Source organism: Phaeobacter sp. NW0010-22, from assembly GCF_040365955.1.
In the GTDB taxonomy this organism is placed as follows: domain Bacteria; phylum Pseudomonadota; class Alphaproteobacteria; order Rhodobacterales; family Rhodobacteraceae; genus OMPR01.
In genome coordinates this window covers 83869-109951 of sequence record NZ_BAABWT010000008.1, presented here as the reverse complement: position 1 = coordinate 109951, position 26083 = coordinate 83869, and the positions used below count along the sequence as shown (strand labels likewise).

General features: G+C 52.3%; 23 protein-coding genes. 9 read left to right on the top strand and 14 right to left on the bottom strand.

Going from position 1 to position 26083, the window contains the following annotated elements; translation table 11 throughout:
- Positions 1–123: 123 nt before the first annotated feature.
- Positions 124–1284 (bottom strand): acyl-CoA dehydrogenase family protein, encoded by a 1161-nt coding sequence (locus tag ABWV33_RS17305; RefSeq protein ID WP_353332505.1) that lies wholly within the window; start codon positions 1282–1284, stop codon positions 124–126.
- 79 nt (positions 1285–1363) lie between these two features.
- Between ABWV33_RS17305 and ABWV33_RS17300 the strand changes: the two genes are divergently transcribed.
- Positions 1364–2314 (top strand): GlxA family transcriptional regulator, encoded by a 951-nt coding sequence (locus tag ABWV33_RS17300; protein WP_353332503.1) that lies wholly within the window; start codon positions 1364–1366, stop codon positions 2312–2314.
- 52 nt (positions 2315–2366) lie between these two features.
- Here the strand turns inward: ABWV33_RS17300 and ABWV33_RS17295 are convergent, their stop codons facing one another.
- Positions 2367–3152 (bottom strand): IclR family transcriptional regulator, encoded by a 786-nt coding sequence (locus ABWV33_RS17295; protein WP_353332501.1) that lies wholly within the window; start codon positions 3150–3152, stop codon positions 2367–2369.
- Positions 3153–3359: 207 nt separating this feature from the next.
- On the opposite strand from ABWV33_RS17295, the gene ABWV33_RS17290 reads away from it, so the two are divergent.
- Positions 3360–4976, top strand: coding sequence for a GMC family oxidoreductase (locus ABWV33_RS17290; protein ID WP_164619681.1), 1617 nt, complete (start codon positions 3360–3362; stop codon positions 4974–4976).
- A gap of 526 nt (positions 4977–5502) precedes the next feature.
- On the opposite strand, the gene ABWV33_RS17285 is transcribed toward ABWV33_RS17290, so the two are convergent.
- From ABWV33_RS17285 to ABWV33_RS17260, 6 genes are read right to left on the bottom strand one after another with little or no spacing between them, the layout of a single operon-like run.
- On the bottom strand, positions 5503–6390 hold the full coding sequence (locus ABWV33_RS17285) for a TonB family protein (RefSeq protein ID WP_353332499.1): 888 nt from the start codon (positions 6388–6390) through the stop codon (positions 5503–5505).
- Positions 6387–6758, bottom strand: coding sequence for an ExbD/TolR family protein (locus ABWV33_RS17280; RefSeq protein WP_258547023.1), 372 nt, complete (start codon positions 6756–6758; stop codon positions 6387–6389). Before ABWV33_RS17280 ends, ABWV33_RS17285 begins: the two co-directional genes overlap by 4 nt.
- A gap of 23 nt (positions 6759–6781) precedes the next feature.
- On the bottom strand, positions 6782–7153 hold the full coding sequence (locus tag ABWV33_RS17275) for an ExbD/TolR family protein (protein ID WP_353332497.1): 372 nt from the start codon (positions 7151–7153) through the stop codon (positions 6782–6784).
- Entirely contained in the window at positions 7143–7811 is a 669-nt protein-coding gene (locus ABWV33_RS17270; RefSeq protein WP_353332495.1) for a MotA/TolQ/ExbB proton channel family protein, read from the bottom strand. The genes ABWV33_RS17275 and ABWV33_RS17270 overlap by 11 nt, the downstream gene beginning before the upstream one ends.
- 4 nt (positions 7812–7815) lie before the next feature.
- Positions 7816–8247, bottom strand: coding sequence for a hypothetical protein (locus ABWV33_RS17265; protein WP_121998997.1), 432 nt, complete (start codon positions 8245–8247; stop codon positions 7816–7818).
- A gap of 34 nt (positions 8248–8281) precedes the next feature.
- Complete coding sequence (locus ABWV33_RS17260) at positions 8282–10282, bottom strand: TonB-dependent receptor domain-containing protein (RefSeq protein WP_353332493.1); 2001 nt, start codon at positions 10280–10282, stop codon at positions 8282–8284.
- 231 nt (positions 10283–10513) lie between these two features.
- Between ABWV33_RS17260 and ABWV33_RS17255 the strand changes: the two genes are divergently transcribed.
- From ABWV33_RS17255 to ABWV33_RS17240, 4 genes are all read left to right on the top strand, one after another.
- Entirely contained in the window at positions 10514–11569 is a 1056-nt protein-coding gene (locus ABWV33_RS17255; RefSeq protein WP_353332491.1) for a hemin-degrading factor, read from the top strand.
- Complete coding sequence (locus tag ABWV33_RS17250) at positions 11569–12450, top strand: heme/hemin ABC transporter substrate-binding protein (RefSeq protein WP_353332489.1); 882 nt, start codon at positions 11569–11571, stop codon at positions 12448–12450. The genes ABWV33_RS17255 and ABWV33_RS17250 overlap by 1 nt, the downstream gene beginning before the upstream one ends.
- 65 nt (positions 12451–12515) lie before the next feature.
- The gene (locus ABWV33_RS17245) at positions 12516–13523 is read left to right on the top strand and encodes a FecCD family ABC transporter permease (protein WP_353332733.1); all 1008 of its coding nucleotides are present in this window, start codon (positions 12516–12518) and stop codon (positions 13521–13523) included.
- 1 nt (position 13524) lies between these two features.
- Positions 13525–14310 (top strand): heme ABC transporter ATP-binding protein, encoded by a 786-nt coding sequence (locus ABWV33_RS17240; RefSeq protein WP_353332487.1) that lies wholly within the window; start codon positions 13525–13527, stop codon positions 14308–14310.
- A 1034-nt stretch (positions 14311–15344) separates the two neighbouring features.
- On the opposite strand, the gene ABWV33_RS17235 is transcribed toward ABWV33_RS17240, so the two are convergent.
- Positions 15345–16487: a M24 family metallopeptidase gene (locus ABWV33_RS17235; protein ID WP_353332485.1), complete on the bottom strand. Its 1143-nt coding sequence runs from the start codon at positions 16485–16487 to the stop codon at positions 15345–15347.
- A 125-nt stretch (positions 16488–16612) separates the two neighbouring features.
- On the opposite strand from ABWV33_RS17235, the gene ABWV33_RS17230 reads away from it, so the two are divergent.
- Positions 16613–17488 (top strand): LysR family transcriptional regulator, encoded by an 876-nt coding sequence (locus tag ABWV33_RS17230; protein WP_353332483.1) that lies wholly within the window; start codon positions 16613–16615, stop codon positions 17486–17488.
- Positions 17489–18030: 542 nt separating this feature from the next.
- Here ABWV33_RS17230 and ABWV33_RS17225 read toward each other — a convergent pair.
- Positions 18031–18153, bottom strand: a complete 123-nt coding sequence (locus tag ABWV33_RS17225; RefSeq protein ID WP_258547024.1) for a hypothetical protein — start codon at positions 18151–18153, stop codon at positions 18031–18033.
- A 4-nt stretch (positions 18154–18157) separates the two neighbouring features.
- Between ABWV33_RS17225 and ABWV33_RS17220 the strand changes: the two genes are divergently transcribed.
- Complete coding sequence (locus ABWV33_RS17220; protein ID WP_353332481.1) at positions 18158–19318, top strand: iron-containing alcohol dehydrogenase; 1161 nt, start codon at positions 18158–18160, stop codon at positions 19316–19318.
- Positions 19318–19764 (top strand): acyl-CoA thioesterase, encoded by a 447-nt coding sequence (locus ABWV33_RS17215; protein WP_121998812.1) that lies wholly within the window; start codon positions 19318–19320, stop codon positions 19762–19764. Before ABWV33_RS17220 ends, ABWV33_RS17215 begins: the two co-directional genes overlap by 1 nt.
- A gap of 32 nt (positions 19765–19796) precedes the next feature.
- On the opposite strand, the gene ABWV33_RS17210 is transcribed toward ABWV33_RS17215, so the two are convergent.
- From ABWV33_RS17210 to ABWV33_RS17195, 4 genes are read right to left on the bottom strand one after another with little or no spacing between them, the layout of a single operon-like run.
- A complete protein-coding gene (locus ABWV33_RS17210) occupies positions 19797–20282 on the bottom strand; it encodes a hypothetical protein (RefSeq protein ID WP_353332479.1) in 486 nt (161 codons plus the stop codon).
- Between the two features lie 56 nt (positions 20283–20338).
- Positions 20339–23047 carry an AsmA family protein gene (locus ABWV33_RS17205; protein ID WP_353332477.1) on the bottom strand — a complete coding sequence of 903 codons (2709 nt, stop codon included), beginning with the start codon at positions 23045–23047 and terminating at the stop codon, positions 20339–20341.
- Position 23048: 1 nt separating this feature from the next.
- A complete protein-coding gene (locus ABWV33_RS17200) occupies positions 23049–24410 on the bottom strand; it encodes an efflux transporter outer membrane subunit (RefSeq protein ID WP_353332475.1) in 1362 nt (453 codons plus the stop codon).
- 37 nt (positions 24411–24447) lie between these two features.
- A complete protein-coding gene (locus ABWV33_RS17195) occupies positions 24448–25725 on the bottom strand; it encodes a mechanosensitive ion channel family protein (RefSeq protein WP_353332473.1) in 1278 nt (425 codons plus the stop codon).
- Between the last annotated feature and the right edge of the window lie 358 nt (positions 25726–26083).

Here is a 26083-nt window from a genome sequence, read left to right as displayed (position 1 = left end):
CATTTCATGCATGGGTATTGAGACGCCCCCCCGGTAACAAATCGGGGAGGCCGAGTTCATGGCATCGGGATGGAAACCCAGGCGACTATCAGACACCCGGCGGTTCACATCCCGAACGTGACTTTAGGCCCCCAACGGGCGCAACAAGTCGCGTGAAATGATGTGTCGCTGAATTTCCGACGTTCCATCCCAAATCCGTTCAACACGCGCATCGCGCCAGAACCGTTCAATTGGGAAGTCATCCATTAGCCCCATACCACCAAAGATCTGCAATGTCGTGTCAGTGACCCGGGCCAGAGTTTCGGATGCATATACTTTTGCCGAAGCAATTTCGCGATTTGCCGGCAGCCCCTGATCCAAGCGCCAAGCTGCAGACAGCGTGAGCAAGTCAGAGGCATCAATTTCAGTGATCATATCGGCAATTTGAAAGCTTACGCCCTGAAACTTGCCGATAGGTTGGCCGAACTGTTTACGCTCTGCAGCATACTGCAAAGCATAGTCAAAACACCGGCGCGCACGTCCAACGCAAAAGGCGGCGACAGTCAAACGCGTGGCATAGAGCCATTCATTCATGACCGCAAAACCACCATCAACTTCGCCCAGAACCTGCGCATCTGGCAGACGGCAATCGTCAAAGGTCAGGATGTAGTTTTTGTAGCCTTTGTGGCTGACCGAATTGTAACCCTCGCGCACCTCAAAACCGGGATGACCGCGGTCGACCAAAAAGGTCGTGATCCGTCGCTTGGGCCCTTTGGGGGTCTCATCTATACCGGTGGCAATAAACACGATGAAGAAATCCGCGTGCTCAGCGCCGGAAATAAAGTGTTTCGAGCCATTCACCACCCAATCGCCGCCATCGCGTGTCGCCTGACATTTCATGCCGCGCACATCGGATCCGGCGTCGGGTTCTGTCATCGCAAGCGCATCCATCCGCTCGCCGCGTACTGCGGGCAGCAGGTAGCGCTCGCGCTGTTCGTCATTGCACGCCATCAGGATGTTTTGCGGGCGCCCAAAGAAATGGGTCAGAGCCATGGATCCACGACCCAATTCACGTTCAACCAAGGTGAAATCCTGATGGCTCAGACCAGCGCCACCAACCTCTTCAGGAAAGTTGCAAGCATAAAATCCCAGATCGATACACTTCTGTTTAATCTCTTGGCCCAGCTCATGAGGTACTTGGCCTGTCCGCTCTACCTCGGCTTCGTGGGGGTAGATTTCGTTTTCTACAAAGCTGCGAACCGTCGAGACGATCATCTCTTGTTCGTCGGTCAGACCAAAATGCATATCGCGCTCTCCTCAGTGGCGTGTTGACGCATCAAATCGTGGGTTGTTATTTAGCGATGTGCGGAGTTGGACGTAGATCATGCAGAATTTGACCAAAAATCAAGATTACGGATATGATTTTGATATCCTGTTGTTCGATCAGTTCTCGAACCACTGCTTGGCAAACACAATTGAACCACTGCGCGCAGTTAATACCCTATCCCGGCATCGTCATTATTCTTGGCGGTTTTACACTCTGGATGGGGGCCCCGTCGAAAGCTCGAGCGGTATGCGTGTTGAGCCACACGGACCTTTGAGCATGGGGCATGGCGCAACACTCATGGTCATGCCATCTTATGGGTTTCGTGGGCTAGATGGATGGGACACCACACGGCAACTGCGAACGGCAGCCAAGCGGTATGACTGCCTTGCCGGTCTGGACACGGGCAGCTGGTTGTTGGCGCGGGCAGGTTTGCTGGATGGGTATCGCGCCACAATCCACTGGGAGGAATTGGTCGAATTCGCTGAAACCTTTCCCGAGGTGGACAGTTGCCGCGAACGCTTTGTCTTTGATCGCGACCGGATTACTTGCTCCGGGGCAATGGCCGCCTTTGATCTGGTGATGCATCTGATTGGCGAACACCTGGGGCCTTTGCTGGCGATGGAGGTGGCGCAACTTTTCATGACACGAGACTCAGCGCGGTCACATGCCTCTTTATCCCGTCCAAGCAGCCGAACAGTGGATCGCGCCGTAACCATCATGCAAGAACATCTGGAGCGTCCTTTGACCATCGGGGGGATCGCTCGCAAAATAGGGTGCACACAGAAGACGTTGGAAACGCGCATGCAGTTGGAATTTGGGTTGACTCCTCAGGGTGTCTATCGCCGCCTGCGATTGACGCTGGCGCGCAAGTTGGTCACCGATACCGATCTGAAAGTTACGGAAATAGCCTTTCGTAGCGGCTACGATAACGCCAGTGCAATGACACGCGCTTTTAGAACTGAGTTTGGGCTAAGCCCCACTCAAATGCGGAACGGGGGTTTGAAGTGATATGAACCACATGCCCATTGGACGCACATCGACGTCACAGCATCCGACTAACTTAGACGTCTTCTTGCTGCGTCAGCAAATGAGACAGCTTTTGAGCCGCCTGCTTTAGCTTGTCGACATGTTGAATTGCCAAGGTCATCGACAATCGTTGATCCGGCGCGTGAAAGGACAAGGTCGACATCAGCCGCCCATAGCCATCCGTAATCGGCACAGCGACAGCAACCATCCCGTCCATGAACTCACCATCATCTGTCGCATATCCTTGCTCGCGAACCATCTGCGTCTCTTGAAGCAACGCGTCTGGTGTCGAGATGGATTTGTCTGTTTTGACTTCCAACAGTGCTGAATTTGCGTAGCTCTGAAGATGGCGCCGATCCAAACTGCTGAGGTACATCTTACCGCTTGCCGTACAGTTGAACGGAACCCGCGTGCCAACAGGCAACTGAATTCGAAGCGGCCACTTGGTTTCGACGCGATCAATGTACAACATTGCATCGCGGTCAGGCAGCGCAATGTTGCAGGTTTCACCAATCTCTTCTGCCAGCTTAGTCAAGATCGCGACCCGCCCAACCCTGATGCGCAACGAGGATAAGATGCCACTGGACATATTCCGGGCCCGCAAGCCCGGGGAATAACCGCGGCCGTCAATTTCACGCTGAATAAAGCCCTCTGATTCAAGCGTCGCAAAAAGGCGATGGATCGTGGGTTTTGGCAAACCAAGTTTCAGATTCACTTCGGTCGGCGTCACTGGGACCCCAGCCTGTGCCATCACTTCAATAACACTAAGCAATCGAAGGTTGGTTGGGATTGCGGTTTCCGTGCCACCAGATTTCGCCATGTCACCCTCATCAGATTTTCTGTGCTTCTACCTACAAGGAAGAGATTGTGCGTGTCGATAGGTGAGACACCAGTCAGGAATAAGAGCGTCACCTTTCTGCAGTCCATTTTTAAAAAAGTGAGACTTGAAGTATCATTAATTGAGGTATATGAATCAACCATAGAAACAATTGATCCAGCCAAACAACACACCTCGGAGGTCCCCGCGATGCAGATCCAAAAAGTCGACTATATCGTGGTCGGAGCCGGCTCTGCCGGATGCGTAGTGGCCAACCGTTTGAGTGCCGACCCGTCAATCAAAGTTGTTTTGCTTGAGGCAGGCGGAAAAGACATCAATCCCTGGATCCACATCCCGGTTGGCTACTTTAAGACCCTACATAATCCAAACACCGACTGGTGTTACAAAACCGAACAGGATCCCGGATTAAACAATCGATCGCTGGATTGGCCACGTGGTAAAACCTTGGGGGGATCAAGCTCGATCAATGGTTTGCTCTATGTGCGTGGCCAGAAAGAAGACTATGACCGCTGGGCTCAAATGGGGAACCGGGGATGGGGTCACGACGATGTCTTACCCTTGTTCAAACGCTCGGAATCTCATGAATTCGGTGAATCGGAGCATCACGGAGGTGACGGAGGTTTATCTGTGTCGCTCATTCGCGCCCGGAGCGACATTGCTGATGCCTTTATTGATGCAGCTGTCGAGATGGGAGTGCCCAGAAACGATGACTACAATGGCAAAGACCAAGAAGGGGCCGGATACTTTCATCAAACCGCCCGTGGTGGGTTTCGCTGCTCAAGTGCCCGCGCTTTTCTGAACCCCGCCAAAAAACGCCCGAATCTAGAAATCATTACACACGCCCATACTGAGACATTGCTGTTTGATGCAACTGAAACACGCCGCGTGATCGGTGTGCGCTATTCCACCAAAGGGCGAAGCCATGATGTAATGCTCAATCCGGGTGGGGAGGTCGTTCTTTCTGCCGGGGCCATTGGATCACCCCAAATTCTGGAATTGTCTGGGATCGGCAAAGGGGATGTTCTGCAAGCGGCTGGTGTAGATGTGCGCCATGAATTGCCCGGTGTTGGTGAGAATTTGCAGGATCACCTCCAAATTCGACTGGTTTATGAAGTCAACACTCAAACCTTGAATGATGCCATCAATAGCTTCATCCCAAGGATGGGCATTGGCTTGAACTATGCGCTCTTCCGCAAGGGTCCGATGAGTTTGGGCGCCAGCCAGGTCTGCATCTTTGCAAAATCGATGGAGGGGTTGGAAACGCCCGACATCCAGTTCCATTTTCAACCCCTTAGCGCAGACAAACCGGGCATCGAAATGCACCCGTTTTCAGGCATCACATCCTCAGTGTGCCAGCTGCGCCCGGAAAGCCGTGGCACCATCCATATTTCATCGCCAAAGGCGTCAGATTATCCAAAGATCGTGCCCAACTATCTATCAGCGATCGCTGATCAGCTATGCGCCGTACGCGCGATCAAGTTCGCGCGTGCCATGACAAAAACCAAAGCACTGAACCCCTTTGTCGTGCGAGAACATGTGCCCAACAACAATCCTGAAACGGACGAAGAACTGCTGCAATGTGCTCGAGATATAAGCCAAACGATCTATCACCCAACCAGCACCTGCCGAATGGGCAGCGATGCGCTGGCAGTTGTGGATGATCGCTTGCGCGTCCACGGAATCTCTGGTTTGCGGGTCGCGGATGCCTCGATCATGCCCGATATCGTTTCTGGCAACACGAATGCACCTACAATTATGATTGGTGAAAAGGCCAGCGACATGCTGCTCCAAGATCGACTTGTTTAGGCAAATGCTGGCAAGTTTCCAGACAGATCGACAGGCTGTTAATGGAATGAAGCAAGTGACCCTGCGCGACATAGTCGGTAATTCAGACCTCGTATAGCTTTGCGCCTCGCGTTCTTGCACTGGACTGATCAGATGGGAAACAATGCAGTCTATGTTTTAATCACCAGATTGTTGCTCAATTCAGGTTATCAACTCAGCGGAATAAAAAGTACCATAATACTGATTATACCTCTCTTCGTATCAGTTCGATAACCACCTTCAATGTGAATCCGGTGGGTGGAACTGTCCACCCCATTCATTCTTGAAGCTGAGTGTTTCAGCTATGTCGCGCATATTAGCACCTCAACGAAATACCGCCACGCACATTCAGAACGTGTTCAATTTGTGGACGATAACACTGCTGCAATTTGTAGTTTGTTCCTGTGTTGGCCAATACCCCGCAATATCACGGCAACAGCTCGGCAATGCCCCCATCAGAGACATCGGGAGCTATTCAACTGCGCAAGGCTCGACGATTTTGATTCCGTTATTTGCCCTTGATATCGACCGCAAAGCTCAGTTTGGCCCCAGCCGGTGGCGGCGGAAATGGCGCCGCGGCCCTGATCTGAGCCAGCGCCGCTTTATCCAATCTGGCTGAACCCGAACTGCGAGAGATTGCAATCCGCTGTAAGGAGCCATTTTGGTCAATTCGAAAAGACACGCGCGCAACACCTCGCAAGTTCACTGACCTTCGTTTGGCGCGATGCACTTTGCGAAGAACGATCCCGGAATAATTACTTGCCGCTGCATCGCCCTGTTTCGTTGATTTTTTTCCCGCAGAAGCCGCTGATGCCATGCCCCTTTTCTGGGTTCCGGTTGCACGGCCTTTGCGGGTATTTTTACTGCTGTTTCCTTTGGCTATTGGCTTTGCTTTGGGTTTTGCCTTTGTGGTTTTCTTTTTGTCTGCAGGAGGTCTGGGGGCGTCGATGAGTGGTTTTTGAATGGCTGTGTCGGTGATCGAAGTCTCGGTGGAGCGAACCACAGTTTGTTGCCGAACATGGATCTGAGGCGTCGATGCAACGCTGGATTTTTGTACAGGAGAAGGAGCCATTGTTGGCACTTGAACCGGTGTGGGCGTTGGATTTATTGTTTTACTAGGATGCGTTAGCGTGTCGGGTGGCCTCGTTGGGGTGGCTTTGGTTTGAACCGGCTTTTGAACATTTGGTTCCAACGGCGAGGTTTCAGTTGGTTGGACGGGGGTATTTGAGCCAATGGCCAAATCGCGAAAGGAATTTCCCAGTGCGGCTTGGCCCGTTTCTCCACTGCCTTCGATCAACACAGGTTCGGGGCCAGACAGATCCAACATAGCGACAGCATGCGTGCCAAGCGCAGCGCATGCACACAAAACCACGATGAGACGCGATTGAGGTATCATTGGATTTCTCTTTCAGAGACCACAAAGATCTTCTCAGCACCAAGTGCGCGCAGGTCTGTACCGATCTTTACCAATTTATGCGCAGGTAGGTCTCTGTCCGGCACAATACGCACGTCTGATAACGGTGTCGCATCATCCACGAGGCGATCAACAAAGGCTGATACGCTGGTGATTTCAGTGCCGCGCAGCGTGAGTGTTCCATCGGCATAAACCACGAGCGTATCAGGCGGTTCGCGACCTTCAAGTGCTGCGGTTTCAACCAGATTGACTTGGGGATCCAACGGAGGAGCCAAGGTCCCTGCGATCATAAAGAAAATCAACATCAGAAAAACAATGTTGATCAAAGCGATTGTCGGCTCTTGTGCCATGCGGGAACGTTTTTTGGTATGCATCAGCTCAAGACCACGGCTCGAATGTGGGACAATGGGCGCAACGTGTTAAGCAGATCAATCAGGTGTTGCGAGGTCGTCTGATCGCTGAGGCTGATCAATACGGTCTGCTGTTTGTCCGCCGTAAATGCCTGCGTCAAGGACTCGAGTGCCAAATCCTGGCCATTCAGCAGGATGCGCGGGCCATCCATTTTGATGAACCGAACGGGATCGTCGCTCTGAGCGCTACCTGCCCTCCCTGCGGTGAGTTCAACCTCGCTGTATTTGGAAAAGGTAGAGGACAGCATAAAAAACAGCAGCAAAAGAAAGATCACATCAATCAAGGATGTCATCGACAAGCGTCGGCGTCGGCGTTTTCCGGTTTTAAGCGCCATGTGAAGCCAGGTCCGTTGAGTGCAGAGTTTGTTTGGATTCGACCATGGAATGCCCCGGTGCAAACAAAGTGCGTAAGACGCGATTGGTAAAGACGCGCTCTTGATGCATCCGGGCCTCAAGCCAAGAAAGGATCAACGAGGTTGGCATAGCGACAGCAAGACCGGCCGCGGTCGTTAGCAACGCCACCCAAATGCCACCCGCGAGCAACGATGGATCGACCGAACTGCCCGCGCTCTGCAGTTTTTGAAAGGCTTCGATCATACCCAAGACCGTACCAAACAATCCCATCAGAGGGGCAAGTTGCGCCACCATGTCCAGCGCGCTGAGACCCCTTTCCAGACGTGAAAACCGTTCTTCGGCTTCGGCATCTGTGCGTTCGGACAACTCGGGGCAGTTGCCATTGAGGCCCATTTTGATCACAGGCACCAGATAGCTGCGACTTTTATTAAGATGCCGCTCAGTAAGAGCTTTGTCCCCCCGATCCCAGGCCTGCACCGCGAGATTCAATTCGACATGGCGCCCAACCCCAGCAGCGCGGTATTGCCAGAGTTTGTAAAACACGACCGTTAAGGTGATGATTGACGTCAGGATCAAGACAGCCACCACGGGACCGCCCAAATCCAAAATACCACGCAGAGCGCTTGCAATCTTGTCCATGGTATTATCCGATCAGTTCGATGTTAGTCATCGACTTTAGCTCAAGACCTTGATCACAGGATTTGGCGGCTTGCCCATCGATCGCGCAGCGTTCAGCGCCATTGATCAAGACGCGGCTAATCTTGTCACAGATCAGTGCGCTAAAATGGAACTGGCGGACACGCGGGCGCCCTGCTGGCAGATCTTGGAAATCTAAGAGTGTCATTTGGGCGACCTGCCCTTTTTCGCCGAACAACACGGTTTCATAGACCACGTCGGTGATGTCTTGGGCGTGGTGGTTTTGGATGAGAAAACTCATCCGGCATCCCGCATTTTCGGTTTGGGTTGCGCTCAGTTCAATAGAAATACCAGGAGCGTTGGTGTCTTCGGCCTGTGTGATACCTGCCCCCCAAAGGAGGGGCAGAGCCAACAGGGCAATCTGAGAGTTTTTCATCATGATAGGTACCGTCGTTGCCTTGGGATCATGGGTTTCAGAAAGTTTTTGCAAGTGTCAGCTTGAAGTTCCGGCCCGGAGCGTCGCGGGTCGAAAGTTTCGTGCGGTATTGTTTGTCAAAGATATTTTCGACACCAAACCGAATTTCAGTATCTGCAAACAGCCCCTCTTGGGGGATATATGTCACCCGAAGGTTGTTCAGCCCGTAACCCGATACCGGCTGATAAGAGACCCCAGACTGAGACCGCACCTGCCGTTCAGAATTACGCCCGGCGACCAGTTCCCAACTGACATCCCATGCCGCACTTAAACGCTTGCCGACAGTCAGACGCAGTGAATCTTCGGGAGAGTTACGCCAACCTTGCTTAACCCCTGCTGTGGTGGTTTCCGTGCCCTCTGTGATGTTCATGTTCAGATCCGAATAAAATCCAGATGCATGGGCATATGAGGCTTCGATTTCAGCCCCTTTGTTGTCGACATTCGCAACACCACTATAAGAGGTCACATCCCAAATATTGGAGGTATAAAAGTTGACTTTGGCCCGAACCGTGTCGCCATCTGAAAAGATGTCATTTGCGTTATACGATGCGCCAACCTCAAATGTTTGGGCTTTTTCAGGTTGGGTCATAAATGCGATCGACCCAAAATCGTCGAGAATTGGCAGACTTTCAGTGTAGGCCCCACTCCCGAAAACAGCGATGCCATTGTTGAATTCATACCGCGCCGACAAACCGCCCATAAGGGCATTGTTGGAATAAGAGCGGTTCAATGGATCAACCGATGCCTGATCACCTGTGATATCCTGATTTTCATACCGGAGCGCTGGCGACAGGGTAAATTGTTCTGTGACTTCGATATCGTCGACAACAAACAAGGCAAACCGTTTGTCGGTCCCACCGGGTGCCGCAAATGCGGTTTGACGTTTGCGCTCCAGAACTTCAAATCCTGCGCGCAGATTGTGTGACATCGCACCGGTATCAAAATATGCGGTATTTTTGACCGTTAATTTGGTTGTCTCATAACGGTGCTGCGCTGTGTACAACGGGGACCCGCCGGGAGTTAACGGAGAAATATCAATCAGCTGGTCAGAATACGTAAGATTTACATCCAGATCGACCAAATCGTTAGCAACAGGGCTGTATCGATATCTAAGACCTGTGATCTCGCTTTCGGTTTTTCTGTCGACGTTCGCGAACCCGGTGGCCCCTCCTGCGAAAGTGTCATAAGGCACGTCTTTTTCGTCAGTGGTTGATTTGTTGTAAGAGAGTGTCAACGAGTGGTCGTCGGATTCACCGAAGGTATATTTACCTTTAGCAAGGAACGACGGCATCTTGAATTTGGTATCTGCGATAACCGAGCCGTCGCCATTTTTGTAATCGTCCTGATCACGGTAAGTGTAGTTCAGCAAGAATTCCCAGTTTTTTGTGGGCTGCCACGCCAGAATGGTTGAGGATAAGAATCCTTCACCATTTGTGTTGCCGCCAAATGTCTGGCGGAACTTAAAGCCGGGTTCACCGCCGGTGAAATCAGATGCGTCTTTAGTCTCCAGTCGAACCACACCGCCTATAACGCCAGATCCGAATTCAAACGATCCCACTGTGCCACGGATAACCGATACGCTTTTGTAAAGTTCGGGATCGGTGTAAAGTTGATTACCGATGCGATACAGCTCTTCTGATCCGGTGGTGGCTCCATCGATTTGAATTAGAACCTTTTGGTCCGTGCCATAGGTCCCGTTCGCTCCAAAGCCCCGAATGTTAATGCCCGACCCTTGTGGATTCGTTCCGTTCACCAGCGTTACACCGGGAACCGAGTCGATCAGCTCTGCAACCGTGCTAGCCTGACGATCATTGATCTCTTCCTGGTCGATATTCGTAACGGGAACGGCCGTATCGGTCTGAATCTCGCGTTTGCTTTGGCCAAGTTCGATCGTGCCTAGAAATTCTTCGTCTTGTTCCTGAGCGGATACCGAAGATGCGATGATACTTAGGCAAGAAGCTGTGCCCAAGAGGCCCATCATTATGTTTCGTGCGCGCATGTCTGTCCCTTTGATGCGTTCGATGACTCAAAAGGCTGGCGCGGCGCTGGCGTTGGTCTGTTTTTATTGATTTTTTTCGGAATCGGTGTTCCGTGGCTTGAGCTTGCTAATAAAACTTACTAAAATAGTCAACATATATTGTTGTCATGTGAACAACCTTGCTAGCAGCAACATCACATCTGTGATGATCAGCCAGCCCACCCCAAAACTTATGACTGGATGGGAATCCCTATGACTAATCAGGCTGTTATGTCCCCTGAAGCAATTCGCACTGCGCGTGCCGAAAACCCAAAAATGCGTGATCGTGATTTGGCCGATCAGGTGGGAATCACCGAAGGCCAATTGGTTGCAGCTTATGTCGGTATCGACGTCACACGCATATCTGCCAATTTAGACGACCTGTTTCTGCGCCTGAATGGATTGGGTGAGGTAATGGCCCTGACCCGCAACAAATCCTGTGTGATCGAAAAGGTTGGACAGTATGACAACTATCATTCTGGTAAGCATGCATCGATGATTCTGACGGCCGATATTGATCTGCGCATGTTCCCGTCCCACTGGATTTCAGCGTTTGCGGTCGAACGCGTGACCGAGGCGGGGGTGAAGCGGTCTTTGCAAATCTTTGATGCTGCTGGTGATGCGGTCCACAAGATCTTTCTGCGAGAGGGATCCGATTTGGATCATTGGACGCAATTGGTCACTGACCTAAAACTGGATGAACAGGACCAAGTCCTGGCCGTTGATGCACGTGCACCAACTGAGGTACCGAAGGGCGATCCCGCAAAGGCGGATATCCTGCGCGCAGAGTGGGCAAAGATGACGGATACCCACCAGTTCATGCGCCTTACCTCAAAGTTAAAGATGAACCGTCTGGGGGCATATCGGATGGCGGGCGCCCCACTGGCACGTGCCTTAGCAACCAGCGAAATTGACACGATGCTAGGGGGCGTGCGGGATCAGGCGCTAGAGGTGATGGTGTTTGTTGGAAATCGGGGATGCATCGAAATCCACGGTGGACTGATAGAAGAGCTGAAATCTATGGGCCCTTGGCAGAACGTTCTGGATGCGCGATTCAATCTTCATCTGCGTTCTGATCATATTGCCGAAGTCTGGGCCGTTACCAAACCGACACAACGCGGACCTGCTGTTTCAGTCGAAGCATTTGATGCCGAAGGCGGGCTGATACTCCAAGTTTTTGGTCGCCGTACAGATGCGGGCGATTTCCGCGGGGCATGGGGCGAATTGGTCAAAGGATTGGCCCCTTTGCAGATTGAGGAGCTGGCATAATGCGCCTTTCTGGTCTGTCTGTTTTTCAACGTGGGCTGAGCACATTTTTGGCGCTGATCTGGGTCACACAAATGGCCTTGGCCGACGAACGCCCCAGCCGAATTATATCGATTGGGAATTCGGTGACCGAAATCGTCTATGCATTGGGGCAAGAACACCGAATAGCCGGGCGGGATCGGACCTCGACCTATCCAGCAGAGGTGAATGAACTCCCCGATATCGGATACATGCGGGCCTTGTCACCCGAAGGGGTTCTGTCGGTCAATCCTGATTTGATCCTGTCCCTTGAGGGTGCAGGGCCACCCGAATCCATCGCTGTACTTGAAAAAGCCAACGTTCCATATGTCTCGATCCCAGAAGAGTTCACGGCAGATGGAATTGTAACTCGGATCCAAATCGTGGGCTCGGCATTAGGCGAAGAAACTGCGGCGGCTGCATTGGCGGAAAAGGTCAAAGCCGAAATTACGGCTGCCGAAACAGCGGCCAAATCTGCGACAATGGGGCATCCCAAGCGAGTTTTGTTTGTTCTGTCGATCCAAGGTGGTCGCATTCTAGCGTCTGGCGTGGATACAGCCGCAGATGGGATCATCAAAATGGCTGGTGGCGTAAACGCTGTGTCCGAGTTTGACGGGTACAAACCAATGACACCCGAAGCCGTGGCGCTGTCTAAGCCTGATGTCATCCTGATGATGGATCGCGGCGGCGACCATTCAGCGGCGACGGCGGAATTGTTTGCGATGCCTGCGCTAATTTTGACCCCTGCAGCGCGAAATAGACACGTCGTGCGGATGGATGGTGCACACTTGCTGGGCTTTGGTCCGCGTACCGCCTCGGCGATTTCGCAATTGTCCCAAGCATTGGTGAGCGGAAACGAGTCGTGACTGTAATAAATGCGCAAGCCGGACCACTCGAGCCGCTGTTGGATCGACGCACGTTAGCAAGGCGGATGACAATAGTCCTAATTGTTTTGTTGGGGTTGGTCAGTTTGATCAGCCTTACACAAGGGGCCTCGGGGGCTTCTGTCTGGCGATTGTTATCTGACTTGTCCGCCGGCCGTGAACTGGAGCAGCTGGATCGCGTCGTCTTGTGGGACATTCGGCTACCACGATTGTTGATGGGCATGTTGGTCGGTGCTGGCTTGGCCGTATCTGGCGTAGTCATGCAGGGATTGTTTAGAAACCCATTGGCCGATCCGGGTATTGTCGGAGTTGGTGCCGGTGCCGGGTTAGGTGCGATCTGCGCCATTGTGCTAGGAGGCTTTTTGCCAGTCGCTTTGCGGGATTGGGCTGGGAGCTGGCTAATCATTGGCGCTGCTTTCCTAGGCGGTTGGGGATCGACTCTGATCCTCTATCGGGTGGCGACGCGGCGAGGGCAAACTTCGGTTGCAACTATGCTATTGGCGGGTATCGCGCTTGGTGCCTTTGCGGGCGCAATTGGTGGAATACTTGTTTACATCGCGGATGATCGGCAACTACGGGATCTGACATTTTGGGGAATGGGATCCTTGGCCGGGGCAACGTGGCTCAAGGTTATGAGCCTTGCGCCGGTCATGTTAGGGTCTTTGGCCACGACGCTTTTCCTTGCACACGAGCTAAATGGGCTGGCCTTGGGCGAAGCCGTTGCAAACCACATCGGAATTCCAGTGCAGCGCACCAAGAACATCGCGATTTTAACGGTGGCGGCTGCAACCGGCGCTGCTGTCGCAGTTTCAGGGGGCATTGGGTTTATTGGTATCGTGGTCCCACATGTTCTGCGTTTGTCGACCGGTCCGGATCACCACCGGCTTTTGCCAAATGCGGCTCTGTTGGGAGCAGCTCTTTTGCTGATTGCAGATGTGATCAGTCGAACCGTCATTGCTCCGGCTGAGTTGCCTATTGGGATTGTGACCGCAATTTTGGGCGCACCGGTGTTTTTATGGATCTTGTTGCGCCGTCACGGCATCATGGGAATGTGAAATGAAAGCCACTGATATTCGCGTTCGAATGGGACGCAAGAACATCCTCCATGGGGTCGATTTTGCCGCCCGCGCAGGGGAAGTGACGGCAGTCATTGGACCGAACGGATCCGGGAAGTCGACCTTACTCAAGGCGATGACAGGAGAAATTGATTTTGACGGTTCGGTTGAATTGAATGGTCACGATATCCGGATGCTGAAGCCGTGGGAACTTGCACCGCTGCGGGGAGTTTTGCCGCAAGCCGGCGTTGTGGCATTCCCGTTCACGGTTCTGGAAATTGTTAGGCTTGGGCTTGCGAGCGGGCGAGCGGCACAAGACGATACGCTGCCGTCACGGGCTTTGGAGCAGGTTGATCTGGCCGGATTCGAAAACCGTTTCTATCAAGACCTGTCTGGAGGCGAACAACAAAGAGTTCAATTGGCGCGGGTTTTGTCACAGGTCTGGCAGCCGATGTTGGATGGGGTCCCGCGATGGTTGTTCTTGGACGAACCAGTTGCCAGCTTGGACATTGCGCACCAATTTACTGTGCTGGATGTCGCGCGGACCTTTGCAGATCAAGGTGGAGGTGTGGTGATCGTCATGCACGATCTGAATCTAACAGCAATGTTCGCGGACAGCATTCTGGTATTGAACCAAGGGCGCGTCCACTGCCAGGGCACACCTATGCAGACCTTGACGGCCGATATGGTGCAAAAGGTTTACGGTTGCACGTTGGATCTCAACCGGGTTCCAGCAGGCGGAATACCATTTATTTTACCACAGATGCGCGGTTGCGTTCCGAATTAGTCAAAACCAACAGTGACTTCTAAAACAACGAAGAACCCTTTGGAACCTGCGTGGCTTTGTTACCCAAATCATCTGATGGCGGGGCGTCCGCTTACCCCAATCGGGTTTGGCCACAAGCTGAGTGGAGCGGTTGAAAACTGCAGTGCGGATTTGATTTTCCGCACCTGCAAAAAAGAAGGAGAGTCAAATCTCTGTAGATAACCGCTCATTGGTCCGGTTTTACGAAGCCTAATTCAAGGGGCTGACCTTTTTCGCGGAAATTGCTGAAAATACCAGATCGTACGTTTCTTCGGTGAAAGCCGTCCCAGTTTGTACAGGCTGCATCCATTACTGCCATGCTTTGCATTGGCAAGCTTTGTCAGCAAGTAGATCCAACAGGGACTGGGCAGAACTGCGTGGTATCAGAAGGTTGAAATATTGTTCATCACGCCACAGGATCACACCAACGTAATGAAGCACCGTGCGCCCAACGGTCACTTTCCCCTGCCAAAAGACGTTCTATACGGAAAATCTAGTCATTCTGGTTTGGTTTTCGTAGGTTTTAGATGATGCTTTGCAACACTTTACCAGAAACTCGGTCTCGACGGTGTTGATCTCATCAAGGTAAGGCGTTCCAACAGCCAGCTTTCTGCACCCTATTCATGCAACGTGACCAGTACGCCCTGAATCAGACACATCGGTTTTTCCCAAGGTGCACCCTTGTCAATCTCCCTAAAGACCCGCTCTTCACCAATGGTGATTGGCCCACTTGTACAGCTCTAGCTGACCACATCTGGCTTCGCCTCGGGTTGAATATGACAAACTGCATCGGCCATGTGATCAATATGCCCGGAGAGGGTTTTATCGGTGGTGTTGTCATCCGTTTTCAGACGGGTGAAATGAATGCCTATCCTCTCGGGGCCATGTCTTTAATATCTGCCTCTGCAGTTGGGTCCATCGACAACAGGATAAACCCCAGTTTGGCGCGGTGATGGCGACCTTTGCTGAGTCCCGGAATGCGGAGCGTAGACTGGATCGTCTAACCTGCTGGAACATCACAGAATGACCTCTGCTACGGACTTTGGATGCTGAGTAAGCGCCTCCCAGCCGTCTTCTGTAATGATAAAGCTATCGCCAACCTGAGCGCGGAAGGTTTCAACGGACACTGATCCATCTACGGCAAAGACCATGCCCGGTTGGATAATGGTGGTATCTCCGGTGACCAATTGCGGCGCTTCGAGAAAGCTGAAGCCCGTCGCGCGACCACAGCGGAACGGGTATTCATAACCCGCGCCCTGAATAACTTCTGCATATTCGGCATGAATGCTTTCAGCAGTCACGCCGGGACGCAGGGCATCCAAAGCAGCCTTTTGGCTCGCCACAGCGACCTCGTAGACTGCAACTTCGGCCGGGTCCGGTTCACCAATCCAGAAGGTTCGGTCAAAGCCCAGCTTGAAACGATGAAAGTTCGTCATACCACAAAAGCATAGGAATACAGGCTCGCCCTGACGCATGACCCGCGTAGAGGCCCGGTGGTGGGTTTTCACGATATCTTTGCCAGAAGCCATGATTTGCAAGAAATGCGTGTTGGGAGACATATCGGCATCGTCATAATGCGCCGTTAAGAGTTCTGCAGCTTTGCGCGTGCCAGCCTGTGAGGTGGCAATTGCCACTTCAAACTCGGGCACACCATCGCCAATTGCGGCGCGGCCAGCATTCATCATGGCGGTGGCCACCTGTCCAGCGTGACGTGCCAGCTGCAACTCTTCTGCGGACTTAATCATCCGCATCTCATTCAGGATGGGTGTCACAGTGGTTAGTTTTTCCCCACCCAGCAGATCGTTCAAATAGGCACGCACGGGGGGCTGCATATGACCCGGCTCGATCGCCACTTTGGTGGCATTCTTGACTGCACCTGGCAGTTCTTCGCGCCATTCATTGCCCATGCCGTCATTCCAAGCGGCAATCCGACCGACGCGCGCCGCGGCCTCAGCGCTGTTGAGATCAATGGTTGGCGTAATTAGCAACACCTCACCGTCCTTGGGCACCACCAGAATAGTGGGTCGGCCAAATTCCATATGAAGATAGTCATAATAGCCGGTCAGGTAGTAGACGTTGTCATCATCGGTTATCAAAGCCACATCAACATTTGCATCGGCCAGCTTGGTCTGCAGGTTGCTCAATCGGTCGGTGAACATAGCGGGCTTCCCTGTGCGAAATGACCCGGAGCTTTAGGGCCTTTATGTGCATTTCAGTCGAGCTTATTGCTGGAAAACTCGTTTTTAAAATGACTTCTCATATCGCCTTTTGATAACCATCAGTTATGAAACACTATCGCAGCACCCTCCCCCCTCTGGACTATTTGTTATTTTTTGAGACGGTTGCCCGTCACAAAAACTTCACCCGTGCAGCCGAAGAGCTGAACGTTAGCCAAGCTGCCGTTAGCAAACGCATAAAGTTTCTGGAGGGTTGGTTGGGGATTGAACTGATCACCCGACGCGGCCGCACCGTTGACCTCACTAAGGCTGGGCATAAGCTTGCGGCCAACGCCTCTGAGGCCCTCGAATACCTAGCGCTTGGTATTGGTCAATTGCGACAGGGCAGCCATGAAAAGCTGTCACTTGCGTCAAACATCGCGGTTTCACAGTTCTGGCTCACCCCGCGAGTGAACGAATATTTGCTGAGCCAAGATGCAGTTCCTGTAAGCATTACCGCTTCGAACAAAGAAACTGACATTCTAAACCAGGACCATGATGCCATCATCTATTACGGAACGGATATTCCCTCAGGTTGGGAAGGCGAAGTTTTGTTCGAGGAAGTTTGGCAACCCTTAGCTGCTCCTAGCTTGTTGATGCAAAGTCCGGATATTTCACAAAGTACCCTGCTGGATTTTGACAAGTTGGCGATGAAATGGATCAATTGGCCCGATTTTATTGAATTATCCGGATCTTCCGATTTTGCTGCAGCGCCTCGGGTAAACTTGGGTTCTTACGGTAGCTCTCTGGACGCAGCGATCCGGGGCAAGGGTATAGCTCTGGGCTGCTCGAATGTCTTGAAGTATGAAATCGAAGCTGGACGGCTGGCCCCATTAGAAAGCGCACCCCTGAAGACGGGCCGCACCTACTTTATCATCTGGCAAAGCGGAACCCTACCCCAACGCACTCGCGATCTGTTGCGGGACGTCGGGATAGACAGCTAGCCCTGCCGCAGGATCAGACGGCTTCGCACACAGCCTTAAGGAACTACCAAGTGCATTAGGCGCGAGCACATGTAATGAATTCACACAATTCGCCCAAACTGTGGAAAACAATGTGCTGCATGCACCAAAAGACCAAATCCTAACACTGCACGCTCGCCATTCTTGTCAGGCTTGGCGCAGTGGCGGCGGTACGAAAAGTCACGCCCCTGCAGTGATGATTTTATTGTTGCGAGTGTAGCCTAAGTTTTAGTGACCGAAACGGGCCCAAAGTGCCGACGCCAGTAGCCTGATCAGGCTCAACGGATACCGGAACTTGGCTAAGGCTTCACATCTCAGGCAGCCCATCGTCAGCGCGGTTACGAACACTGCTCCTACCGAAATAGAAGAGAACAGCATCCATATGGATTGTCCGTTTGACTCCGCTTTTGTTAGTATCGCGCTTGAAGGCTTGGGAGAGCTCTCAGTGGCCTTGTTTGACCAGATGACGGAACGTCACCCGATCTTGAAGCAATCCGTGCCTATTTTGGTGACCGACTTTCCCCTTACAAATGTCCCAGTGTATTCAGCACTGTCCCAGAAACTCCGCGTACCGGATCGGGCAAGATCTGCAGTTCAAACTGCATGATATCGACAAGGTAGAGGCGTGACATAGAATTCAAGGACATCCAAATGGCTCCATTCATTTTCAACACCACCAAATCTCTGGTCTTCGAAACCGGTGCTTCGGCGCGCCTTGCCGAAGTAGCAGGACAAACGCTGGGCAAGTCCGTCCTGCTCGTAACAGATCCAGGCCTGCGTCAGCTGGGGCTTGCAGATCCCTCCATCGCCTCACTTGAAGCTGCCGGACACAGCGTTGCGGTGTTTGACAAAGTAGAGGCCGACCCATCGCGCGAAACATTGATGCAGGCGGTGGCGTTTGGACGCTCTATCGGAGCGACAGGGGTCGTGGGTTTGGGTGGCGGCTCATCACTTGATGTGTCTAAATTGGTTGCGCTACTGCTAGGTTCGGATGAGGATCTGGACGAAGCTTGGGGCGTGGCGCAGGCCAAAGGCCCGCGCCTGCCGCTGGTTTTGGTGCCCACCACTGCCGGAACCGGGTCCGAGGTTACGCCGGTCTCGATCATCACAGTGGGTGCCGAGGAAAAGCGTGGCGTCTCTTCGCCAGTCATCCTGCCGGACATCGCTGTGTTAGATGCCGACCTTACAGTGGGTCTGCCGGCCCATATTACAGCCGCCACTGGTGTTGATGCGATGGTACATGCGATCGAAGCCTATGCCTCGAAATCAGCCAATAACAATCCTTTGTCCAAGATGCTGGCACGCGAAGCGCTGCGCCTGCTGGGCGCCAACATCGAAGCCGCCGTGTTTAACGGCCAGGATAAAGGTGCACGCGGTGCAATGTTGCTGGGCTCGATGCTGGCAGGTCAGGCTTTTGCCAACTCGCCCGTTGCTGCGGTGCACGCGCTGGCCTACCCCATCGGCGGCACCTTCCACGTCCCGCACGGCTTGTCGAACGCGCTGGTCCTACCCCATGTGCTGCGCTTCAACGCGCCCGATGCCCATGCGCTTTATGCTGAGATTGCCGCCGACGCCTTTCCGCAAATAGTCGAGGTCGAAGGCAGCCAGGCGCGCTGCGCTGCCTTCATCGACGCATTAGCAGATTTGTCCAAACACCTTGGTATGCAAACCCGCTTGCGTGACGTGAACATCCCGGAAGACGCGATCGGTAAGATGGCCGCGGATTCGATGATCCAACAGCGTCTGCTGGTCAATAATCCCCGAGCGGTCACCGAAAGGGACGCATTCAACATCTACAAGGCAGCTTGGTAATGGGGAACAAAACCCCCATCACCACACGCAGCGATTATGCCGAATTCTATCCGCTGCAAACCCGCTGGATGGACAATGACGTCTACGGACACATGAACAATGTCGTACATTATTCTCTCTTTGACACCGCCGTGAATGGATGGCTGATCGAACGCGGCCTTCTGGACCCGCGCAACTCCGAAACCTATGGGCTGGTGGTTGAAACCGGCTGCAAATACTATGCCGAAATGGGGTTTCCCGACAGAGTGACAGCCGGTCTACGGGTCGCCCAGCTGGGCTCAAGCTCGATCAAGTACGAGGTCGCCCTATTCCGCAACAACGAAGACTCGGCCACCGCAGAAGGGTTTTTTACCCACGTTTATGTCAATCGCGAAACCCACCGTCCGTCTAAAATCGAAGACGACCGCCGCATCGCGTTCCAAAGTCTGATGAAAGAAGACTCCTGATGCGACATTGGCCCTCCCCGTTTTGCCTTTGACTAGTCTTGCTCGTCCTGACACGCCGTCACAGTACCTATGGCGCGACTGCTACCGGTCAGGTCGATTTTTTCCGAACCACCCCTTTCGCCGGTGATCGTCACCGAGCGCCGCCGACCGAATTCTGAAACAAACTCCGGATTGTTAAAGAAGGCATACCCACCGGGTGCTCCTTCGAAACTGCCACCCAGGACCTCCCCCTGAAACCTGGAGTCTTCGAAGTCCAGCAAAAGACTACCGGCTTCTCCTTCAACAATGTCTATCCATGCCGTGTTGTAAGCGGCAAAGAAGGCACCTTCTCGATCTGGCACGGCGCCAACCTGCACAACCGTGCCGTTTTCAAAGGTCTTTTGCATGTAGCAGCCATTGCCATTGGCCGGATTGATCCGAATGATCCAATCATCTGATGCACCGTAATCCGTATGAGTTTCAGCCAAGGCCGCCCCAGCCAGCAGAATACCAAAACCTAAAACGAGTCGCCTTTGCATGGTTGTTCCTCTCCTTTGGTGTTTTGCATCACTCATTTGACCGCACAGGAATGCGTCTATTCCAATTGCAAGATATCCTGCTGACAAGGCACACGGTTTGCAGGCATTTCATCAGCACCATCGGCGCGTACGCTGCGTGAGCCGCCAACATCCAGCTTGAATTTTGGATCTGACAGTTTCCCAGTCACATCAAACGGCCATGCGCTTCGCGCCAGCGGGTCACCGACACGGCGCGGTTCCCCCCTAATTTTGATACTATCGCCGACCCAATTGACATTGCCTTTAATAACCAGCTGAACGCGACGAGTTTCGGCCACGATCGACTTGAAGCTGACATTGCCAGCCTGAACCCAAACCGGCGCCTTCACACAGACGATTTCTGTTTGACGCGCAGCAAGTTCCTCCGAGAATAACCACGGAAAGATACCAAGACCGGCTAGTTCGAGCAGGCTGGTCGCGATAGATCCGCCGCCCATGTTAAGAGAGGCCGAGCCAGTCATCGAATTGATGAAAGCCTTGCCCGAAGTCGCGTTACCCGCCACGTCAAAGGCGGCGCTGAGCGTGCCATGAGCATCGATCCCCAGCCCGACAGCATCCAGAATTTTGCCAAAATCCCAGCCACTGGTCGACCCTTTAACCTTCACCAATTTTGGGTTCTCGATGGCATCCATAGACGCCGTCACCTTGAAAAATCCAGGGCCATAGTAAAGCTCCAGCGGGCCTGCTTCGATCTGACCTTCCTTGGCGACAAACTTGCTGCTCATGGAGGAAGTTCCCGCATCCCCGACAAATTCTTTAAGTTCCAGACCGATCTCCAGATCTGTTTCCGTCAGGATGCGCTCCAGATCAAGAAGGCCGTTTTTCTCCTCCAGCACCAATGGTTGGATTGGTGGGCCGTCGTCGGGTGCCGGTTGTTCCTTCTTTTCCGGATCGTCGGGCTTGCCAGATTCGGACAACTGAACCAGAACGCGTGTGCCGTCCCGCAGATCCTCTAACCGGATACGGTTGCTGAGAATATCGCCCCGAATGACGTTGATCTCTTTGCTCAGGTCAAAGGAAACAGTGGTTTTGAGGTCGCTCTTACCCGCGTTGAATAACAGTTCCAGATCAGCAGCCGTGGCTTGTCCCTCTAGAGACACCGCGAATTCGACTGCACCTATATCCACCGGATCAAGTTTCAGCACGTCCAGAAAGCTGGCAGTGTCCGAAATTGCTATCCCGATGGCAGCTTTTAACCCATCAAGTTTGGTCACGTCTTTAACCGAGATGTCTGCGCCCAATGACCAAAGGTCTGTATCCTTTGTCGTTGCTCGGAGTTCGGTCAAACCTAGGTGTCCGGCTTGGTCAGAAACTTTGAACTCCGCGGAAATACTTCCGAATTTAGCAACGTCTTCTTTGCTAAGTGTCTTTAACAACAAGTCCGCGGATCCCGCCAAAGTGCCTTGTAGGTCAACAGATTTGAACTTGAAGATGTCACCGACGCCCCCCGAAGCAACGATATAGGGGGCTCCATTAGGGCCAGCCTGTATATGCACATCCTCAAGCCCCAAAGTTTGTTGTTCTGTTTTGTAAACCCGACCAATCGAAATAGGCCCAACCTTGTTCAAGCCTTGCTCAAACGCGTTGGTGCGGACCACAAGTTTCTTGAATTCCAACGCGTCGTCCTGATTGACAATGTGGGCATCAATTCTTGTCAGCTTCAAATCCTTGAGGGTGTCCGCATTTGCGGGAGGTTGACCTTCTGGATGCAGCCGTGCCTGAACCTTGATATCAAAGCCAGATCGGTCGATCACATTGTTCACATTGCCATCTATCGTGATCTGCTGCCCCTTGCTTAAGTCCAAGACCGATTGAAGATTTTGAATGGCCAGCAGCCCCGGTTGGCTCGTGATATCTGCGCTTAATGCGCCTGTGCCATCAAAGCTGCGTTCCAACCCAAGCACATCAAAAACTTCACCGATCTCACCCGTATCCAGAGCCAATTTGGCAGAGTATCCACCACCTTGGGCAGCTTCGATCGTTTCGCCATTATAAGTCACCTCGATATCGCCAAAAATCAGCGTATTGGTAAAGGGCTGACCTTTCGGATACTTCCCGTCCAGCGTGAACTCTTGGTCATTCACGGTGCCTCCTCCAGAGACAGACACCAGATTCCCGTTTTCGAGTTGTTCAAGAAGAATGGACTCAAGGTTGAAAACAAACTCGAAGCCGGACTTCTCATCTATCGAGACCAAACCGATATTGGTAAACGTCACAGTCTTATCGCTGAGGAAACTGAAAATGGATGGCTTACCTGACAAAGTCTGCGCAACTTCAGGGTCTTCGGTTTCGTCGACCTCGGGTTCTTTCGGCGTTTCGGGTTTTGGGCTTCGCTTTATCCAACTTGTCGTTCCGTCGGCTTTTGTGATGGCATTGGCCTGAAGCCCGTCAATGGTCAGATTATCAAGGTCAATCTTTCTCTTCAGCAAAGCTGGCAGGTTCAACTCCCACTCAAGCAGGTTTAATTCCGCAAGGTTAAGATCGTCGATGTTGGAACTGGGTATCCGAACTTTGCTGACATGCACAAAGGTCGTTCGACCAATGACAACCCGCACATCACCCTCAACGATCAGTGGCTGACCGATCTGGGCGGTCAGATAATCTTCAATATAAGATTTTCTTAGTTGCGAGAAAAACGGGGTCGCCAGAGCCAACCAGGCCAAAGTGATCACTAAAATTAGCAGCATAACCGCCCATTTTACGGTCGTCACAACCCATCGTCCCATGTCAGTCTCTCCCAAAGCTGCCGCCAAGTGCGACGTTCAAATCCACGAAATCTATGGCCTGATTACGTACGTCGAAGGCATAAGCAGTTTCAGTGTTCAAAAAGGAGCGTTCCGCATCCAACACTTGAAGAAAAGAAACTGTGCCGTCAGCAAACCGTTTACGTGCGATTGTGAGAACGCTCTCTGAAGCTTCGACAGCCTCTCTTGCCGCTTTAACGGCTTCTTGGTGCTGCTCCAGCGCAAACATCGCGTTACGCACTTCCTCGACCGCCAGCACCACTTCCTTTTCCCATTCGGCCTGACGTTCGACCACCAACCCCTTGGCGGTTTCGATTTTGGATTTTAGCACTGGCCGATCAAAAATCGGCACATCAAAACCATAACGAATGAAACCTGCACCCGGCAAGATTTCCGATCCACTTACATTCAGGTTAACGTTACCAGTCAAAATCAGCTTTGGATATAGATCAGCCTCGGCAACACCCAGCAGCCCAACGGCTTCTGCAAGGCGTTGTTCAGCACGTACTATATCAGGCCGGTTTCGCAGCAGATCGGCGGGAACACCTGTGGAAACTACATGGGTCCGAGCAACCGGTTGTGGCGCTCTTTTGTCAAACTTTTCACTGTTGGGAATATCCGTTGCTCCAACCAAGGCAATAATGCGATTGAGCATTCGGACGAACAACACACGGGTTTCTGGGATGCTTGCACGAGTGGACAACACCAAGGATCGTGCCTGAGCGATTTCCAGATCAGTTGCGTTTCCTTCCACTGCCAGTTTCTTTGTTGCCTCTAATGTGGCTTTGCGGCTTTCCAGAACACGCATCTGTACCCGCAATAATTCCTGAGCATATCGCAGGTCAATATAAGCGGATACGACCTCGTCCACGAACAACAAACGCCAGATATCCAGATCTGCATAGGCTGCCTCAAGGCGCGCAAAAGCGGCTTCTCTTTCCCGTAACAGGCGGCCAAACAGATCAATCTTCCACGTCGCTTCACCGCGTATAAAACCGGTTTTTGTTGTGGGGTTACCTCCCCCTGAATTCAAACTGGATTCCGCGATCCTCGCGTTGCCATAAATTGGGTATCCGGCCCCATCCAAAATCCCTTGGGATTGCTCAATCCGTGCCGCAATTCGGCGAACATCAAGGTTCTGTTGTAACCCCAACTCCACAATCTGGTTGATGTCGGGATCATTGAACGCGTACCACCATTTCGCATCGTTCTTGCGGACGGGGCCCGTTGGTGTGTTAGAAAAACTCTGAGACAACTTCATCGTAGGCGAAGTGAAATCCTCACCCACCGTACAGGCCGTCAGACCAAACGCCGCAAAGCCCGCAATCGCTCTGCGCCGGTTCAAAAGAAATTCCCCGTTTTGGCCATTTCCCAAACCACTTTCAACTTTCAGCAGGAATGAGATGAATATCCCGCTGCGGGAACGGTATGGAAATACCCTCTTTGTCAAAGGCCTCTTTGACCTGACCCGTCAGATCCCAATAAACCTGCCAATAGTCATCAGTTGCAACCCAGGGACGGCAAAACAGATTTACGGAGCTTTCTCCCAGTTCGCCCACAAAAATCTCGGCAGACGGATCTTTCAGACAACGCAGGTCGGCGGCAACAAGCCGTTTCAGAACCTCCAAGGCTTGCGGCGCACTATCGGAATAGGCGATGCCAAACACCAAATCGACCCGACGTGTTTTAGCGGCGCTAACGTTCGTGATGACATCCCCCCAGATTTTCGAATTCGGTACTACGATGATCTGATTGTCAAAGGTTCTTATCTGGGTCGACACGATAGACATCGCATCAACAGAGCCACTGGCACCTGAAACCTCGATGTAATCTCCAGTATCGAACGGTTTCAGAACCATGATCATTAAGCCGCTCGCCAGATTGCCCAGTGTATCCTGCAAGGCGAAACCCAGAATAAAGCTCAGGCCACCAAATACCGCAAACAGCGGCGTAACGTTGACGCCCGCCAACCCAAGCGCGATCATCAAACCAAGCACGACCGTCACCCAGTATACAACCATCAACACAAAGTTTCGCAACAGCCGCGAAATTGCTGGCAGCCGTTCCAGCCCCTTTGCCGCGAACTTGCGAACAAAACGAGCAATAAACAGCAAAGCAATAAATGCCGTAAAAAAAACTGCTAACTGGAGCAGAAGCCCCAAGCCACCGTCTTTTGATCCCAGCCAATTCACTATCAAAGAAAAGACTATACGGGCGTCGGTTTCCTTCAAAGAAGCCCTGCGTGTAGAGTCGAGGTACGTTTGGTACGGGGTTAAGTCTTCGGGGCTGGCGCCTTTGCTTTGCCAAGCTAGCAGGACGATTTGGTAATTCTCAGTATATCGCTCAACTTCGCTTGAAAAATTCGTGATTTTGTTCCGCTGTTCTTCCGCCTGAACTTCATCCAGCCCCTCAAGACCCTCATTCAGAGTAATAAATTCTTCGAGAGCACCAGCTAGGTGCTGTTGCCAAATACTCGTCAATTCCGAAAGTTCATCCACCGTGAGGGGAACAACATATTGTTGTAAATTTTCGCCAGATATTGACGGGTTGGCTACGCTTTTTCGCAATTCATCCGAAGCTGCCAGAACCAGGACGGCCCAGCCTGAAAAAAATAGCGCCAAAACACCGGTGATCCATCGACAACGTCCCTGATCCAACATCCAAAACTCCACTTCAGTTCTTCAAGCATTTGCGAGATCAAGACCTCGGCTTGCTTAGGTGTTACGTAAACTTCGCCGAATTGACCGGACAGTTTGACAGCGCAGCCCTATTAAACTCGATGCTTAAAAAGCTACCCTCGCGTTTCTTGATTGTAAGCCACAATATGAAGAGCGCCACCTTCTTGCAGTTCCTGTGCAAAATCAGTGTTCAATGCTGACATGTTGGGAACAGCATTTTGCGTATAGCGGGCTGATTGAGCGGCCCGGCTCTGTCGCAAGCTTTCTGACTTGGTTGGCAATAAAGATGATGTTGTAGACACCTCTTTCAGCAATCAAACATGGAAATGCCCAGTATGTT